General features: G+C 63.2%; 16 protein-coding genes and 1 tRNA gene. All 17 read left to right on the plus strand.

The features are described from left to right. Positions 1-141 precede the first annotated feature (141 nt). The 17 genes from rpsO to nuoK all read left to right on the plus strand — a co-directional run bounded on the left by rpsO (position 142) and on the right by nuoK (position 14,858). Positions 142-408, plus strand: coding sequence for a 30S ribosomal protein S15 (rpsO, locus tag BLW05_RS23400; RefSeq protein WP_093165966.1), 267 nt, complete (start codon positions 142-144; stop codon positions 406-408). 221 nt (positions 409-629) lie between these two features. Next, entirely contained in the window at positions 630-2,900 is a 2,271-nt protein-coding gene (gene pnp, locus BLW05_RS23405; RefSeq protein ID WP_256330461.1) for a polyribonucleotide nucleotidyltransferase, read from the plus strand. An 87-nt stretch (positions 2,901-2,987) separates the two neighbouring features. Further along, positions 2,988-3,986, plus strand: coding sequence for an NAD(P)H-quinone oxidoreductase (locus tag BLW05_RS23410; RefSeq protein ID WP_093165967.1), 999 nt, complete (start codon positions 2,988-2,990; stop codon positions 3,984-3,986). A gap of 11 nt (positions 3,987-3,997) precedes the next feature. Further along, entirely contained in the window at positions 3,998-4,744 is a 747-nt protein-coding gene (gene tpiA, locus BLW05_RS23415; protein WP_177142782.1) for a triose-phosphate isomerase, read from the plus strand. A gap of 37 nt (positions 4,745-4,781) precedes the next feature. Beyond that, positions 4,782-5,207 (plus strand): preprotein translocase subunit SecG, encoded by a 426-nt coding sequence (gene secG, locus BLW05_RS23420; protein WP_093165968.1) that lies wholly within the window; start codon positions 4,782-4,784, stop codon positions 5,205-5,207. Positions 5,208-5,326: 119 nt separating this feature from the next. Further along, a tRNA-Leu gene (locus BLW05_RS23425) sits at positions 5,327-5,411 on the plus strand. 58 nt (positions 5,412-5,469) lie between these two features. Then, complete coding sequence (locus BLW05_RS23430; RefSeq protein ID WP_093165969.1) at positions 5,470-5,829, plus strand: NADH-quinone oxidoreductase subunit A; 360 nt, start codon at positions 5,470-5,472, stop codon at positions 5,827-5,829. A gap of 15 nt (positions 5,830-5,844) precedes the next feature. Further along, positions 5,845-6,324 carry a NuoB/complex I 20 kDa subunit family protein gene (locus tag BLW05_RS23435; protein WP_012748606.1) on the plus strand — a complete coding sequence of 160 codons (480 nt, stop codon included), beginning with the start codon at positions 5,845-5,847 and terminating at the stop codon, positions 6,322-6,324. A gap of 11 nt (positions 6,325-6,335) precedes the next feature. Beyond that, complete coding sequence (locus BLW05_RS23440; RefSeq protein ID WP_093165970.1) at positions 6,336-6,944, plus strand: NADH-quinone oxidoreductase subunit C; 609 nt, start codon at positions 6,336-6,338, stop codon at positions 6,942-6,944. Continuing rightward, positions 6,944-8,197: an NADH-quinone oxidoreductase subunit D gene (locus BLW05_RS23445; protein WP_093165971.1), complete on the plus strand. Its 1,254-nt coding sequence runs from the start codon at positions 6,944-6,946 to the stop codon at positions 8,195-8,197. Before BLW05_RS23440 ends, BLW05_RS23445 begins: the two co-directional genes overlap by 1 nt. An 8-nt stretch (positions 8,198-8,205) precedes the next feature. Continuing rightward, positions 8,206-8,736: an NADH-quinone oxidoreductase subunit NuoE gene (gene nuoE, locus BLW05_RS23450; protein WP_093165972.1), complete on the plus strand. Its 531-nt coding sequence runs from the start codon at positions 8,206-8,208 to the stop codon at positions 8,734-8,736. Then, positions 8,736-10,076 (plus strand): NADH-quinone oxidoreductase subunit NuoF, encoded by a 1,341-nt coding sequence (gene nuoF, locus BLW05_RS23455; RefSeq protein WP_093165973.1) that lies wholly within the window; start codon positions 8,736-8,738, stop codon positions 10,074-10,076. Before nuoE ends, nuoF begins: the two co-directional genes overlap by 1 nt. A gap of 22 nt (positions 10,077-10,098) precedes the next feature. Continuing rightward, the gene (gene nuoG, locus BLW05_RS23460) at positions 10,099-12,249 is read left to right on the plus strand and encodes an NADH-quinone oxidoreductase subunit NuoG (protein WP_093165974.1); all 2,151 of its coding nucleotides are present in this window, start codon (positions 10,099-10,101) and stop codon (positions 12,247-12,249) included. Next, complete coding sequence (gene nuoH / locus BLW05_RS23465) at positions 12,246-13,322, plus strand: NADH-quinone oxidoreductase subunit NuoH (protein ID WP_093165975.1); 1,077 nt, start codon at positions 12,246-12,248, stop codon at positions 13,320-13,322. The genes nuoG and nuoH overlap by 4 nt, the downstream gene beginning before the upstream one ends. A 5-nt stretch (positions 13,323-13,327) precedes the next feature. Beyond that, on the plus strand, positions 13,328-13,870 hold the full coding sequence (gene nuoI / locus BLW05_RS23470) for an NADH-quinone oxidoreductase subunit NuoI (RefSeq protein ID WP_093165976.1): 543 nt from the start codon (positions 13,328-13,330) through the stop codon (positions 13,868-13,870). Positions 13,871-13,905: 35 nt separating this feature from the next. Continuing rightward, entirely contained in the window at positions 13,906-14,553 is a 648-nt protein-coding gene (locus BLW05_RS23475) for an NADH-quinone oxidoreductase subunit J (RefSeq protein ID WP_093165977.1), read from the plus strand. Continuing rightward, a complete protein-coding gene (nuoK, locus tag BLW05_RS23480) occupies positions 14,550-14,858 on the plus strand; it encodes an NADH-quinone oxidoreductase subunit NuoK (protein ID WP_088956248.1) in 309 nt (102 codons plus the stop codon). Before BLW05_RS23475 ends, nuoK begins: the two co-directional genes overlap by 4 nt. Positions 14,859-14,864: the final 6 nt, after the last annotated feature.

Here is a 14,864-nt window from a genome sequence, read left to right on the forward strand (position 1 = left end):
GGTAGGGGTTGGCGAAGCGACACGAAGTGCGCGCAGCCTGGGCGCGAGCTATAATCCCAAGGCTTTGCACCCGCAAGGCACACGATGCGTGCAGTTCCAGCGCACATCGCAAGTCAAACATCCCGGAACAGGAAACACCCAATGATCGCAGCCTCCATCAAGGCCGAAGTTGTCAAGGACAACGCTCGCTCCGCCAGCGACACCGGCAGCCCCGAAGTGCAAGTCGCACTGCTGACCGCCCGCATCAACGAACTCACCCCGCACTTCAAGACGCACGCCAAGGACCACCACGGCCGTCGCGGTCTGCTGCGCATGGTGAGCCGCCGCCGCAAGCTCCTCGACTATCTGAAGGCCAAGGACGCTGAACGCTACACCGCGCTGATCGCCAAACTGGGTCTGCGCAAGTAAAGCGATTCGCAATGAAGGAACGCCTGGGTTAGTCCGCTAGCTCAGGCGTTTTTTACTTCGCGAATCGATTCTGGAGTGCCGAACAGAGCGAAGCTGTGTCATTCCAACGAAGTTCGATCACTGAGCTTCTCTGGAATGGCATCGTGTTCTGACAAGCGCTCCGCCACCGTCCGGTCCCTGAAAGCAGCGGACTGGGCCGTCAACAAAAACAGGAGCTAAACATGAGCCTCTTCAACAAAGTCACCAAGACCTTCCAGTGGGGCGGCAAGACCGTCGTCATGGAAACCGGCGAAATCGCTCGTCAGGCCACCGGTGCCGTGCTCGTCGACATCGAGGGCACCGTCGTCCTCGCGACCGTGGTGGCGTCCAAGTCGGCCAAGCCCGGCCAGGACTTCTTCCCGCTCACCGTCGACTACATCGAGAAGACCTACGCCGCCGGCAAGATCCCCGGCAGCTTCTTCAAGCGTGAAGCCAAGCCCAGCGAACTCGAAACGCTGACCTCGCGCCTGATCGACCGCCCGATCCGTCCGCTCTTCCCCGAAGGCTTCCTGAACGAAGTGCATGTGGTCATCCACACGCTGTCGCTGAACCCTGAAGTCGATGCCGATATCGCCGCGATGATCGCGACCAGCGCCGCGCTGTCGGTGTCCGGCATTCCGTTCAACGGCCCGATCGGCGCCGCGCGCGTGGGCTACGTCAACGGTCAGTACGTCCTGAACCCCGGTCAGACCGAGCGCAAGGATTCGCAGATGGATCTGGTCGTCGCCGGCACCGAGGCGGCCGTGCTGATGGTCGAGTCCGAGGCCCTGCAGCTGAGCGAGGAAATCATGCTCGGCGGCGTGGTGTTCGGCCACGAACAGGCCAACATCGCCATCAACGCGATCCACGAACTCGTGCGCGACGCCGGCAAGCCGGTGTGGGACTGGCAGGCGCCTGCCGAGGACGAGGCTTTTGTCGCCAAGATCAAGGGCCTGGCCGAAGAAAAGCTGCGCGCCGTCTACCAGATCCGCAGCAAGCAGGCGCGCACGCAAGCCCTGCGCGAAGCCAATGCGAGCGTGATGGAAGCGCTCAAGGAAGGCGGCGAGCCTGTCGATGCAGCCAAGGTCGGCGACCTGCTGTTCTCGATCGAATCGCAGATCGTGCGCAGCCAGATCCTCGCGGGCGAACCCCGCATCGATGGCCGCGACACGCGCACGGTGCGCCCGATCGAGATCCGCAACAGCGTGCTGCCGCGCACCCACGGCTCGGCGCTGTTCACCCGCGGCGAAACGCAGGCGCTGGTCGTGACCACGCTGGGCACCGAGCGCGACGCACAGCGCATCGACGCGCTGGCTGGCGAGTTCGAAGACCGCTTCCTGTTCCACTACAACATGCCTCCCTTCGCGACCGGCGAAGTCGGCCGCATGGGCTCGACCAAGCGCCGTGAAGTTGGCCACGGCCGCCTCGCCAAGCGCGCGCTCGTCGCCTGCCTGCCGAGCAAGGAAGAGTTCCCCTACACCATCCGCGTCGTCTCGGAGATCACCGAATCGAACGGCTCCTCGTCGATGGCTTCGGTCTGCGGCGGCTGCCTCTCGATGATGGACGCCGGCGTGCCGATGAAGGCGCACGTGGCAGGCATCGCGATGGGCCTGATCAAGGAAGGCAACCGCTTCGCCGTGCTGACCGACATCCTGGGCGACGAGGACCACCTCGGCGACATGGACTTCAAGGTCGCGGGCACGACCAACGGCATCACCGCGCTGCAGATGGACATCAAGATCCAGGGCATCACCAAGGAAATCATGCAGGTCGCCCTGGCGCAAGCCAAGGAAGCGCGCATGCACATCCTCGGCAAGATGCAGGAAGCGATGGGCGAAGCCAAGGCCGAGGTGTCGAGCTTCGCACCGCGCCTGTTCACGATGAAGATCAACCCCGAGAAGATCCGCGACGTGATCGGCAAGGGCGGCTCGGTGATCCGTGCGCTGACGGAAGAAACCGGCACGCAGATCAACATCGACGAAGACGGCACCATCACGATCGCGTCGACCGACCCGGCCAAGGCCGAAGAGGCCAAGAAGCGCATCGAGCAGATCACGGCGGAAGTCGAGATCGGCAAGGTGTACGAAGGCCCGGTCACCAAGATCCTGGACTTCGGTGCGCTGATCAACCTGCTGCCCGGCAAGGACGGCCTGCTGCACATCAGCCAGATCGCGCACGAGCGCGTCGAGAAGGTGACCGACTATCTGAGCGAAGGCCAGATCGTGAAGGTCAAGGTGCTCGAGACCGACGACAAAGGCCGCGTGAAGCTGTCGATGAAGGCGCTGACCGAGCGTCCGGCCGGCATGGAAGGCAGCGACCGCCCGCCGCGCGAAGAGCGTGGTGAGCGCCGTGAGCGTCCGCCCCGCGGCGAGCGCGCCCCGCGTGCTGAAAACACCGAGCGCGGCGAACCGGTCGAGCAGGTGGCGGAGCAACTGCCGCTGCAAGAATCGAACCGCGGCGATCAGCAGCCCTGATGAGGTCCGGCGGCGGCGACGCCGCCGTCCCTCCGGATCTTGCGAATCTGCCAGACGGCACGCATTTCAAATCCAGTCGGAAAGTCCATGAAAGCCATTGAGATCTCGTCGTACGGTGCCCCGGAGGTGCTGCGCATGGTGGAACGCCCCGCGCCCGTTGCGGGGCAGGGCGAGCTGCTGATTCGCGTGTCCGCGAGCGGCGTGAATCGTCCCGACGTGCTGCAGCGCATGGGCCACTACCCGGTGCCGCCCGGTGCTTCGGACCTCCCGGGCCTCGAGGTTGCCGGCGAGATCGTCGCCGGCGATGAGAAAGCGCTCGCGGCGGCCGGCCTCGAGATCGGGGATCACGTTTGTGCGCTGATCGCCGGCGGCGGCTACGCGGAGCTCTGTGTTGCGCCGGTGGCGCAATGCCTGCCGGTGCCCAAGGGGTGGACCGACGTCGAGGCTGCAACGCTGCCCGAAACTTTCTTCACTGTGTGGAGCAACGTCTTCGAGCGAGGCCGTCTGCAGAAGGGCGAGACCCTGCTGATCCAGGGCGGCTCCAGCGGCATCGGCGTGACCGCGATCCAACTCGGCAAGGCGCTGGGCGCGACGGTGATCGTGACTGCCGGCAGCGACGAAAAGTGCGATGCCTGCCTCAAGCTGGGCGCCGACCACGCGATCAACTACAAGACCGCCGATTTCGTCGAAGAGGCCAAGCGCCTCACCGGCGGCAAGGGCGTGGATGTGGTGCTCGACATGGTGGCCGGCGGCTATGTGGCTCGGGAGGTTGAATGCCTCGCCGAAGACGGCCGCCTCGTGATCATCGCAGTGCAGGGCGGTGTCAAGAGTGAATTCAATGCGGGCCTGGTGCTGCGCCGCCGCCTCACGATCACTGGATCGACGCTGCGTCCGCGTCCTGTCGAGTTCAAGGGCGCGATCGCGAAGGCCCTTCTCGAGAAGGTCTGGCCTTTGCTCGAAAGCGGCGCTGTCAAGCCGGTGATCCACAGCAGTTTTGCTGCGGGCGGTGAGCCCAGTGGCGCGGCACAGGCGCATGCGCTGATGGAGTCGAACCAACACATCGGCAAGATCGTGCTGACGTGGTGAACATGACGGAAATGAAAAAGAAACTGATTGCGGGCAACTGGAAGATGAACGGTAGCCTCGCGGCCAACGAGGCGCTGCTCCAGGCGCTGCTGCAAGGGATCGGGGCGCCTGCCTGCGACGTTGCGGTGTGCGTTCCGGCGCCTTATCTGGCGCAGGTGCAGTCGCTCATTGGCGGCTCGTCGATTGCCGTGGGTGCTCAGGACGTTTCTGCGCAGCCTCAGGGTGCCTTTACCGGCGAGCAGTCGGCTGCCATGCTGAAGGACTTCGGTGTGCGCTACGTGATCGTGGGGCACTCGGAGCGCCGGCAATACCACGGTGAAACCGATGAGCTGGTCGCCGCGAAGGCTGCCGCCGCCCTCGCCAACGGCCTGACACCGATCGTCTGCGTGGGCGAAACCCTGGCGCAGCGCGAGGCCGGGCAGACGGAGGAAGTGGTCAAGCGCCAGCTTGCCGCGGTCATTCATGTCAACGGCCATTGCATCAGCGAGATCGTCGTGGCTTACGAGCCCGTCTGGGCCATCGGCACGGGCAAGACCGCAACGCCGGACCAGGCGCAGGCGGTGCATGCCTTGTTGCGGGCGCAACTGCATCACGCGGCCAACGAGCACGCGGGGGGCATCCGGATCCTGTATGGCGGCAGCATGAACGCTTCCAATGCAGCCGAGTTGCTCGCCCAGCCCGATATCGATGGCGGACTCATTGGTGGCGCCTCGCTCAAGGCCCCCGACTTTCTGCAGATCATTGCCGCCGCTCGCTGACGAGCCGCGGTCGACAAAAAATTAGGAGTTAGAACGAATGAACTTGGTCCTCAATATCCTGGTCGGCGTGCAGATGCTTGCCGCGCTCGCCATGATCGGCTTGATTCTGGTCCAGCACGGCAAGGGTGCCGACATGGGCGCGGCCTTCGGCAGCGGCAGCGCGGGCAGCCTGTTCGGCGCCAGCGGCAGTGCGAATTTTCTTTCTCGCTCGACGGCGGTTCTCGCCGTCGTGTTCTTTGCCTGCACCCTGGTGCTGGCCTATTTCGGGCATGCCCGTCCTCAGGGGGGTGGCACGCTGCTCGAGCGCGCCGCAGTTGGCGCGCCGACGCCGGCGCCTGCGACGGCTCCGGCCGGTTCTGCAGAAATTCCTGCTGGCAGTGCGCCTTCGGCACCTGCGACGAGCGCGCCCGCATCGGCTCCCGCCGCGCCTGCCGGCGGCGCCAACCAGATTCCGAACAAGTAATCTGACGAAACTATGCTTGCCGAGTGAAAACGGCAGTTTTTCAGGGTAAACTCTAAAGCTGTTCCGGAAAGCCAAAAACCTGTTGAGGGTTCCTCATGCCATCCGGGCAGACAAAAACCGCGGTCGTGGTGAAATTGGTAGACACGCTATCTTGAGGGGGTAGTGGCGAAAGCTGTGCGAGTTCGAGTCTCGCCGACCGCACCAAATCTCACCGGCAGGAATCCTGCTTCCTGCCGGTGTCAAGCGGTGATAGAGCCCCCTGATGAACCTCGATTCCTACCTCCCCGTCCTGTTGTTCATCTTGGTCGGTGTCGGCGTCGGTGTCGCGCCTCAGGTTCTGGGTTACATCCTCGGTCCCAATCGACCGGACGCCCAAAAAAATTCCCCCTATGAATGCGGCTTCGAGGCCTTCGAAGACGCTCGGATGAAGTTCGACGTCCGGTACTACCTCGTCGCCATCCTCTTCATCCTCTTCGATCTCGAAATCGCTTTTCTCTTCCCGTGGGCGATCGCGCTCAAGGAGATTGGTGCTGTCGGCTTCTGGGCGATGATGATTTTTCTCGCCATCCTCGTCGTGGGCTTTGTCTACGAGTGGAAAAAGGGCGCGCTCGACTGGGAATGACAAGGAATTCCAAAAATGGCCATTGAAGGCGTCATGAAGGAAGGCTTCGTCACCACGACCTACGACTCGGTGGTGAATTGGGCCAAGACCGGATCTCTGTGGCCCATGACCTTTGGTCTGGCGTGCTGCGCAGTGGAGATGATGCATGCGGGTGCGGCCCGTTATGACATCGACCGCTTCGGCATGCTGTTCCGGCCCAGTCCGCGGCAGTCCGATCTGATGATCGTGGCTGGAACGCTCTGCAACAAGATGGCGCCGGCCTTGCGCAAGGTCTACGACCAGATGCCGGAGCCGCGCTGGGTCCTTTCGATGGGCTCGTGCGCCAATGGTGGTGGTTACTACCACTACAGCTATTCGGTCGTGCGCGGATGCGATCGCATCGTGCCGGTCGATGTCTATGTGCCGGGTTGCCCGCCGACCGCCGAGGCGCTTCTGTATGGCGTGATCCAGCTCCAGCAGAAGATCCGGCGTACCAATACGATCGCGCGCGCCTGAAGAGCAAGACGATGACCGACTTTGCCATTTCTCCAGAGGCGCTCCAGACCCAGATCACCGAAACGCTTGGCTCCAAGGCGAAAAGCGTCACGGTCTCGCTTGGCGAGGTGACGGTGGTTGTTGGAGCGTCCGACTATCTTGCTGCGGCCGCGTTGCTGCGTGATGCCCCGGGCTGCCGTTTCGAGCAGCTCATCGACCTCTGCGGAATGGACTACTCCAGCTACCGTGACGGCGAATGGGATGGCGAGCGCTTCGGTGTCGTGTCCCATCTGCTGTCGGTGAGTCTCAATCAGCGCGTGCGCCTGAAGGTGTTCGTGCCGAACGAGGATCTCCCGGTCGTCGACTCGCTCACCAGCATCTGGAACAGCGCGGGCTGGTTCGAGCGCGAGGCCTTCGATCTCTACGGCATCGTCTTCGAGGGCCACGACGACCTGCGCCGTCTTCTGACCGACTACGGCTTCATCGGTCATCCGTTCCGCAAGGATTTCCCGGTCTCCGGTCACGTCGAGATGCGCTACGACGCGGAACAGAAGCGCGTGATCTATCAGCCGGTGACCATCGAGCCGCGTGAAATCACGCCGAGGGTCATTCGCGAAGACAACTACGGCGGACTCCACTGATGGCCGAAATCAAGAACTACACGCTCAACTTCGGGCCCCAGCACCCTGCGGCCCACGGTGTGCTGCGCCTCGTGCTCGAGCTGGATGGCGAAGTCATCCAGCGTGCCGATCCTCATATTGGTTTGTTGCATCGCGCGACCGAGAAGCTCGCGGAAACGCGCACCTTCATCCAGTCGCTGCCCTACATGGACCGTCTCGACTACGTGTCGATGATGAGCAACGAGCATGCGTACTGCCTCGCGATCGAGCGGATGCTTGGCCTCGAGGTACCGATTCGCGCGCAGTACATCCGCGTCATGTTCGCGGAGATCACGCGGCTGCTGAACCACCTGCTGTGGCTGGGCGCGCACGGTCTGGATTGCGGTGCGATGAACATGCTCATCTACTGCTTCCGCGAGCGCGAAGACCTGTTCGACTTGTATGAGGCGGTGTCCGGTGCCCGCATGCACGCGGCGTATTTCCGTCCGGGCGGTGTCTATCGCGATCTGCCGGATTCGATGCCGCAGTACAAGGCCAGCAAGATCAAGAACGCCAAGGCGATCGAGAGGCTCAACGAGAACCGCCAGGGCTCGATGCTCGACTTCGTCGACGACTTCTGCAAGCGCTTCCCGAAGATGGTCGACGAGTACGAAACGCTGCTCACCGACAACCGGATCTGGAAGCAGCGCACCGTCGGCATCGGCGTCGTCTCGCCGGAGCGTGCGCTCAATCTCGGCTTCACAGGTCCGATGCTGCGTGGCTCGGGCGTCGAATGGGATCTGCGGAAGAAGCAGCCGTACGACGTGTACGACCGCATGGAATTCGACGTGCCCGTCGGCCGTACCGGCGACTGCTATGACCGGTACCTCGTGCGCGTCGAGGAAATGCGCCAGGCCAACCGGATCATCCAGCAGTGTTCCGCGTGGCTGCGCGCGAATCCGGGCCCGGTCATTACCGACAACCACAAGGTGGCCGCACCGGCGCGCGAATCCATGAAGGCGAACATGGAGGAGCTGATCCACCACTTCAAGCTCTTCACCGAAGGCTTCCATGTGCCCGAAGGTGAGGCGTATGCCGCCGTCGAGCACCCGAAGGGTGAGTTCGGCATCTATCTCGTGAGTGATGGTGCGAACAAGCCGTATCGACTCAAGATTCGTGCGCCAGGCTTCCCGCATCTGGCGGCACTCGACGAAATGTCGCGCGGCCACATGATTGCCGACGCCGTCGCCGTGATCGGCACGATGGACATCGTGTTCGGCGAGATTGACAGGTAAGCGAAACGATGACTTCCGACACCACCCACCGCGAACAGGCGCCGCTATCGGAAGCGACGCTTGCACGCTTTGCACGCGAGGTTGCCAAGTACCCGCCGGCCGGCAAGCAATCCGCCGTGATGGCCTGCCTTGCCATCGTGCAGCAGGAAGAGGGCTACGTCAGCGAATCGCGCGAGCGCGAGATCGCGGCCTACCTCGGCATGGCGCCCATCGCCGTGCACGAGGTCACGACGTTCTACAACATGTACAACCAGCGGCCGGTGGGCAAGTTCAAGCTCAACGTCTGCACCAACCTGCCGTGCCAGCTGCGCGACGGCCAGCACGCGCTGCACCACCTCGAGAAGAAGCTCGGCATCCAGATGGGCGAGACCACGCCCGACGGCATGTTCACCCTGCAGCAGAGCGAATGCTTGGGCGCCTGCGCCGATTCGCCCGTGATGCTGGTCAACGACCGCACGATGTGCAGCTTCATGAGCAACGAGAAGCTCGACCAGCTGATCGACGGCCTGCGCGATTCGAACGCGAAGGGAGCGCAATGATGTCGCCCGAACAAGTGCTGTCGCAGTTCCAGGCGACCGGCGTCCAGACCTGCTTCCACGATCGTCACATCGAGCCGCAGATCTATGCCGGCCTGGATGGCACCAATTGGCGACTTGCCGACTACGAAGCGCGCGGCGGCTACAAGGCGCTGCGCAAGATCCTGACCGAAGGCCTGACGCCCGATCAGGTGATCGCCGAAGTCAAGGCCTCCGGTCTTCGCGGACGCGGCGGTGCGGGATTCCCGACCGGCCTCAAGTGGAGCTTCATGCCCCGGCAGTTCCCGGGCCAGAAGTATCTCGTCTGCAATTCCGACGAGGGCGAGCCCGGCACCTGCAAGGACCGCGACATCCTGCAGTTCAACCCGCACATCGTGATCGAGGGCATGGCCATCGCGGCCTACGCGATGGGCATCAGCGTGGGCTACAACTACATCCACGGCGAGATCTTCCAGACCTACGACCGCTTCGAGGAAGCGCTGGAAGAAGCGCGCGCCGCCGGCTACCTCGGCGACAAGATCATGGGCAGCAGCTACAACTTCCAGCTGCACGCCGCGCACGGCTTCGGTGCCTACATCTGCGGCGAAGAAACAGCGCTGCTGGAGTCGCTCGAAGGCAAGAAGGGGCAGCCGCGCTTCAAGCCGCCGTTCCCGGCGAGCTTCGGCCTCTACGGCAAGCCGACCACGATCAACAACACCGAGACCTTTGCTGCGGTGCCGTGGATCATCAACAACGGCGGTGTTGCCTACCTCGAGTGCGGCAAGCCGAACAACGGCGGCACCAAGATCTTCTCCGTCAGCGGTGACGTCGAGATGCCCGGTAACTACGAAGTGCCGATGGGCACGCCGTTCTCCAAGTTGCTTGAACTGGCGGGCGGCGTCCGCAAGGGCCGCCAACTGAAGGCGGTGATCCCCGGTGGATCTTCGGCGCCTGTGCTGCCGGCTTCCATCATGATGGAATGCACGATGGACTACGACTCGATCGCCAAGGCGGGCTCGATGCTCGGTTCCGGCGCGGTCATCGTGATGGACGACAGCCGCTCGATGGTCGAGTCGCTCAAGCGTCTCTCGTACTTCTACATGCACGAGTCCTGCGGCCAGTGCACGCCGTGCCGCGAAGGAACCGGCTGGCTGTGGCGCGTGGTGGATCGCATCCACAACGGTCGCGGAAAGCCGACCGACATGGACCTGCTGAATTCCGTCGCCGACAACATCCAGGGCCGCACCATCTGCGCGCTGGGCGACGCAGCGGCCATGCCGGTGCGGGCCATGATCAAGCACTTCCGCCACGAGTTCGAAGCCCTGGTCCCGGGCTACGTCCCGAAGGCTCCCGCCAAGGCCTGAGCGCAAGAAGAACACAACACATATGGTTGAAATCGAACTTGACGGCAAGAAGGTCGAAGTGACCGAAGGCAGCATGGTCATGCATGCGGCCGAAAAGGCGGGCACCTACATCCCGCACTTCTGCTACCACAAGAAGCTCAGCATCGCCGCCAACTGCCGGATGTGCCTGGTCGACGTCGAGAAGGCGCCCAAGCCGATGCCGGCCTGCGCCACGCCTGTGACGCAGGGCATGATCGTCCGCACCAAGAGCGACAAGGCGATCAAGGCCCAGCAGTCGGTGATGGAGTTCCTCCTGATCAACCACCCGCTGGATTGCCCGATCTGCGACCAGGGCGGCGAATGCCAGCTCCAGGATCTCGCCGTCGGTTACGGCGGTTCTTCGTCGCGTTACGAAGAAGAGAAGCGCGTCGTCTTCCACAAGGACGTCGGACCGCTGATCAGCATGGAGGAAATGAGCCGCTGCATCCATTGCACGCGCTGCGTCCGCTTCGGCCAGGAAGTCGCCGGCGTGATGGAGCTCGGCATGTCGAATCGCGGCGAGCACTCCGAGATCGAAACCTTCCTGGGCGATTCCGTGGATTCCGAGTTGTCGGGCAACATGATCGACATCTGTCCGGTGGGCGCGCTGACGAGCAAGCCCTTCCGCTACAGCGCCCGCACCTGGGAACTGTCGCGCCGCAAGTCGGTGAGCCCGCACGATTCGACGGGCGCCAACCTCATCGTCCAGGTCAAGAACAACCGCGTGATGCGTGTCGTCCCGCTCGAAAACGAAGACGTGAACGAGTGCTGGATTGCCGACCGCGATCGTTTCTCCTATGAGGCACTGAACGGCCCCGAGCGCCTGACACAGCCGATGCTCAAGCAAGGTGGTCAATGGCAGCAAGTGGACTGGCAGACGGCGCTGGAATATGTCGCCAATGGTCTCAAGCAGATCAAGGCCGACCACGGCGCGCAGGCCATCGGGACGCTTGTCAGCCCGCACAGCACGCTCGAAGAGCTGCATCTGGCCAAGCTGCTCACGAACGGCCTCGGTAGCGACAACATCGACTACCGTCTGCGCAATGCCGAGTTCTCGGCCGCCGAGGGTGTCCGCTGGCTCGGAACGTCGATCGCCTCGCTGTCGCAGGTACAACGCGCACTCGTGATCGGCTCCAACCTTCGCAAGGATCACCCCTTGTTCGCGCAGCGGATTCGCCAGGCGGTTCGCAAGGGTGGCGTTCTGAGCGCAATCACCTCGCAGGCACTTTTTGCCGACGACGGAGCTTGGGCGATCCCGGTCGCCAACGCGGTTCGCGTGTCTTCCGATCGCTGGGTCGATGTGCTGGCGCAGGTCGCGGCTGCAATCGCTGAAAGCAAGGGCGCAAGTGCGCCCGTCGCTGCAAACGGTTCCCCGAGTGATGCCGCCAAGGCGATCGCCGCTTCCCTGCTCGATGGTGAACGCAAGTCCATCCTGCTGGGCAATGCGGCCGCCCACCACGCGCAGGCAAGCACCTTGCTGTCGCTGGCGAACTGGATCGGCGCGCAAACGGGCGCAACGGTCGGGTTCCTGACCGAGGCTGCCAATACGGTCGGTGCGCAGGTCGTGGGCGCGCTGCCCAAGTCCGGCGGACAGAATGCGGGCCAGATGTTGGCCGGCGGACTCAAGGCCGCGCTGCTGCTCAACAACGAACCCGTGTTCGACTCGGCTGCGGGAGAGTCTGCCGTCGAAGGTCTGGCTCACGCGCAGATGGTCGTGACCTTGAGCCCGTTCAAGGCCAATCTCGAATTCAGCGACGTGCTGCTGCCGATCGCCCCGTTCACCGAAACGGCAGGCACTTTCGTGAATGCCGAAGGGCGCGTGCAGAGTTTCCATGCGGTGGTGAAGCCGCTGGGCGAGGCGCGTCCGGCCTGGAAGGTCCTGCGCGTTCTGGCCAACCTGCTCGGTTTGCCCGGGTTTGCGTTCGAATCGTCGGCGGACGTCCTCGCTGACACCGGCGCGTCTGCCGAGGCAGTGGCGGGCAAGCTGGGTAATGCATCCTCGGCGCCGGCGACTGCCGGCTCCGCGACGCAAGCCGCGCCTGCGGTGGCAAGCATCTACCAACTCGACTCGATCGTCCGTCGCGCGCCGTCGCTTCAACTCACGGCCGACGCTCGTCTTGTACAGGCCGCCGCGGCAGAGGAGGTGCTCGCATGATCGACGCACTGCACGGCTTCGGAGCCGGACTCGTCTCCGCAGGCTGGTGGACCGGCATCATCTGGCCCGTCATCTGGACGCTCATCAAGATCGTCGTCGTCGTTTTGCCGCTGATGGGTGCGGTCGCCTACCTGACGCTTTGGGAACGCAAGGCCATCGGCTTCACGCAGATCCGCATCGGCCCCAACCGGATCGGGCCCCTGGGCCTGCTGCAGCCCATCGCCGACGCGCTCAAGCTGCTGACGAAGGAAATCATTCTTCCGACGGTCGCGAACAAGGGCTTGTTCCTGCTGGGCCCGATCATGACGATCATGCCGGCGCTGGCCGCATGGGCCGTGATCCCCTTCGGCCCGGAAGTGGCGCTCGCCAACATCAACGCGGGTCTGCTTTTCGTCATGGCGATCACCTCGCTCGAGGTCTACGGCGTGATCATCGCGGGATGGGCGTCGAATTCGAAGTACGCCTTCCTCGGCGCGCTGCGTGCGTCCGCCCAGATGGTCAGCTACGAAATCGCGATGGGCTTCTGCTTCGTCGTCGTGCTGATGGTGTCGGCCAGCCTCAACATGACCGACATCGTGATGGGGCAGGGCAGGGGACACTTCGCTTCGATGGGCGTCGGCTTCCTGTCGTGGAACTGGCTGCCGTTGCTGCCCATCTTCCTCGTCTACTTCATCTCCGGCCTGGCCGAGACCAACCGCCACCCCTTCGACGTCGTCGAAGGTGAGTCGGAGATCGTCGCGGGCCACATGATCGAGTACTCGGGCATGAGCTTCGCCATGTTCTTCCTGGCCGAGTACGCCAACATGTGGCTGGTCTCGATCCTTTGCGTGGTCCTGTTCCTGGGTGGCTGGCTGCCTCCGTTCGAGTTCCTCTCGTTCATCCCGGGGTGGATCTGGCTGGGCGTCAAGACCTTCTGCGTGGTCACCATGTTCCTGTGGGTCCGTTCGACTTTCCCGCGCTTCCGCTATGACCAGATCATGCGTCTGGGCTGGAAGATCTTCATTCCGGTCACGCTGGTGTGGCTGGTGGTGGTCGGCGCGTGGATGCAGACCCCGTTCAACATCTGGAAGTAATCGCCATGTCTGCGCAAACCACCAGCGCGCTTGCGCGCTCATCATCGACGACGGCGCAGCCGTTTTCGCTCAAGGACTTTCTGCGCAGCTTCATGCTGTTCGAATTGTTCAAGGGCCTTGCGGTCACCGGCAAGTACGCTTTCAGCCGGAAGATCACCGTCCAGTTCCCGGAAGAGAAGACGCCGCTTTCGCCGCGCTTCCGTGGTCTTCATGCGCTTCGCCGCTATGAAAACGGGGAAGAGCGGTGCATCGCCTGCAAGCTCTGCGAGGCCGTGTGCCCCGCCTTGGCAATCACGATCGAATCCGAAGTGCGTGACGACGGCTCTCGCCGCACCACCCGCTACGACATCGACCTGACCAAGTGCATCTTCTGCGGGTTCTGTGAAGAAAGCTGCCCGGTCGACTCGATCGTGGAAACGCACATCTTCGAATACCACGGGGAAAAGCGCGGTGACCTCTACTTCACCAAGGACATGCTCCTGGCTGTGGGCGACCGCTACGAAAAAGAAATCGCTGCCAACAAGGCAGCAGACGCCAAGTACCGCTAAGCGGTCTGGCCCGAACCTCGCAACGAATTCGACCCATGGACGTCAAGACCGGTCTGTTCTATCTGTTTTCCGCGGTACTGCTGTTCGCAGCCTTCCGCGTGATCACCGCGCGCAACCCCGTGTATGCCGCGCTCTATCTGGTGCTGGCCTTCTTCCAGGCTTCGGCGATCTGGCTCCTGCTGCGCGCCGAGTTTCTGGCGATCTCGCTCGTGCTCGTCTACGTCGGTGCGGTGATGGTGCTGTTCCTGTTCGTCGTGATGATGCTGGACATCAACGTCGACAGTCTCCGAGAGGGCTTCTGGCGGCACTTCCCGCTTGCCGCTGGCGTCGGTGCGCTCATCGCCCTTGAAATGGCGGCAGTCCTCATGGGCGGCTTCCGGCTGGCTGCGCCGAAGAATCCGCTTGCGACCGGTCCCGACACCTCCAACACGCTCGAACTCGGCAAGCTTCTCTACACCGACTACCTGTATCCGCTGGAGATCGCGGCGGTCATCCTGCTCGTTGCGATCGTTGCGGCCATCGCGCTGACGCTGCGCACCCGCAAGGACAGCAAGTACGTCAACCCGGCCGACCAGGTCCGGGTGAAGGCGCGCGACCGGGTTCGCATCGTCCAGATGCCGGTGACCCGTGCGGCAGAACCCGTCGCCGAAGAACAAGCGGCAGCTGCGGAGACCAAGGCATGACGCTCACGCTCGGACATTTCCTCTCCCTGGGCGCGATGCTGTTCGCGCTTTCCGTGATCGGCATCTTCCTCAACCGGAAGAACCTCATCGTTCTGCTGATGTGCATCGAGCTCATGCTCCTGGCCGTCAACATGAACTTCGTCGCCTTCTCGTACTTCCTTGGCGACATGCACGGCCAGATCTTCGTGTTCTTCATCCTGACGGTCGCCGCGGCGGAATCCGCGATCGGTCTGGCGCTGCTCGTCCTCCTGTTCCGCAACAGGTCGAACATCAACGTCGACGAACTCAACGCGCTCAAGGGTTAAGGATCA

This window comes from Variovorax sp. YR216 (assembly GCF_900107745.1).
GTDB lineage: Bacteria > Pseudomonadota > Gammaproteobacteria > Burkholderiales > Burkholderiaceae_C > Variovorax.

What these genes read in the sequence shown, in the direction of transcription:
- rpsO (WP_093165966.1), top strand. Translation starts at nt 142, where the DNA reads ATGATCGCAGCCTCCATCAAGGCCGAAGTTGTCAAGGACAACGCTCGC.
- pnp (WP_256330461.1), top strand. Translation starts at nt 630, where the DNA reads ATGAGCCTCTTCAACAAAGTCACCAAGACCTTCCAGTGGGGCGGCAAG.
- BLW05_RS23410 (WP_093165967.1), top strand. Translation starts at nt 2,988, where the DNA reads ATGAAAGCCATTGAGATCTCGTCGTACGGTGCCCCGGAGGTGCTGCGC.
- tpiA (WP_177142782.1), top strand. Translation starts at nt 3,998, where the DNA reads ATGAAAAAGAAACTGATTGCGGGCAACTGGAAGATGAACGGTAGCCTC.
- secG (WP_093165968.1), top strand. Translation starts at nt 4,782, where the DNA reads ATGAACTTGGTCCTCAATATCCTGGTCGGCGTGCAGATGCTTGCCGCG.
- BLW05_RS23430 (WP_093165969.1), top strand. Translation starts at nt 5,470, where the DNA reads ATGAACCTCGATTCCTACCTCCCCGTCCTGTTGTTCATCTTGGTCGGT.
- BLW05_RS23435 (WP_012748606.1), top strand. Translation starts at nt 5,845, where the DNA reads ATGGCCATTGAAGGCGTCATGAAGGAAGGCTTCGTCACCACGACCTAC.
- BLW05_RS23440 (WP_093165970.1), top strand. Translation starts at nt 6,336, where the DNA reads ATGACCGACTTTGCCATTTCTCCAGAGGCGCTCCAGACCCAGATCACC.
- BLW05_RS23445 (WP_093165971.1), top strand. Translation starts at nt 6,944, where the DNA reads ATGGCCGAAATCAAGAACTACACGCTCAACTTCGGGCCCCAGCACCCT.
- nuoE (WP_093165972.1), top strand. Translation starts at nt 8,206, where the DNA reads ATGACTTCCGACACCACCCACCGCGAACAGGCGCCGCTATCGGAAGCG.
- nuoF (WP_093165973.1), top strand. Translation starts at nt 8,736, where the DNA reads ATGTCGCCCGAACAAGTGCTGTCGCAGTTCCAGGCGACCGGCGTCCAG.
- nuoG (WP_093165974.1), top strand. Translation starts at nt 10,099, where the DNA reads ATGGTTGAAATCGAACTTGACGGCAAGAAGGTCGAAGTGACCGAAGGC.
- nuoH (WP_093165975.1), top strand. Translation starts at nt 12,246, where the DNA reads ATGATCGACGCACTGCACGGCTTCGGAGCCGGACTCGTCTCCGCAGGC.
- nuoI (WP_093165976.1), top strand. Translation starts at nt 13,328, where the DNA reads ATGTCTGCGCAAACCACCAGCGCGCTTGCGCGCTCATCATCGACGACG.
- BLW05_RS23475 (WP_093165977.1), top strand. Translation starts at nt 13,906, where the DNA reads ATGGACGTCAAGACCGGTCTGTTCTATCTGTTTTCCGCGGTACTGCTG.
- nuoK (WP_088956248.1), top strand. Translation starts at nt 14,550, where the DNA reads ATGACGCTCACGCTCGGACATTTCCTCTCCCTGGGCGCGATGCTGTTC.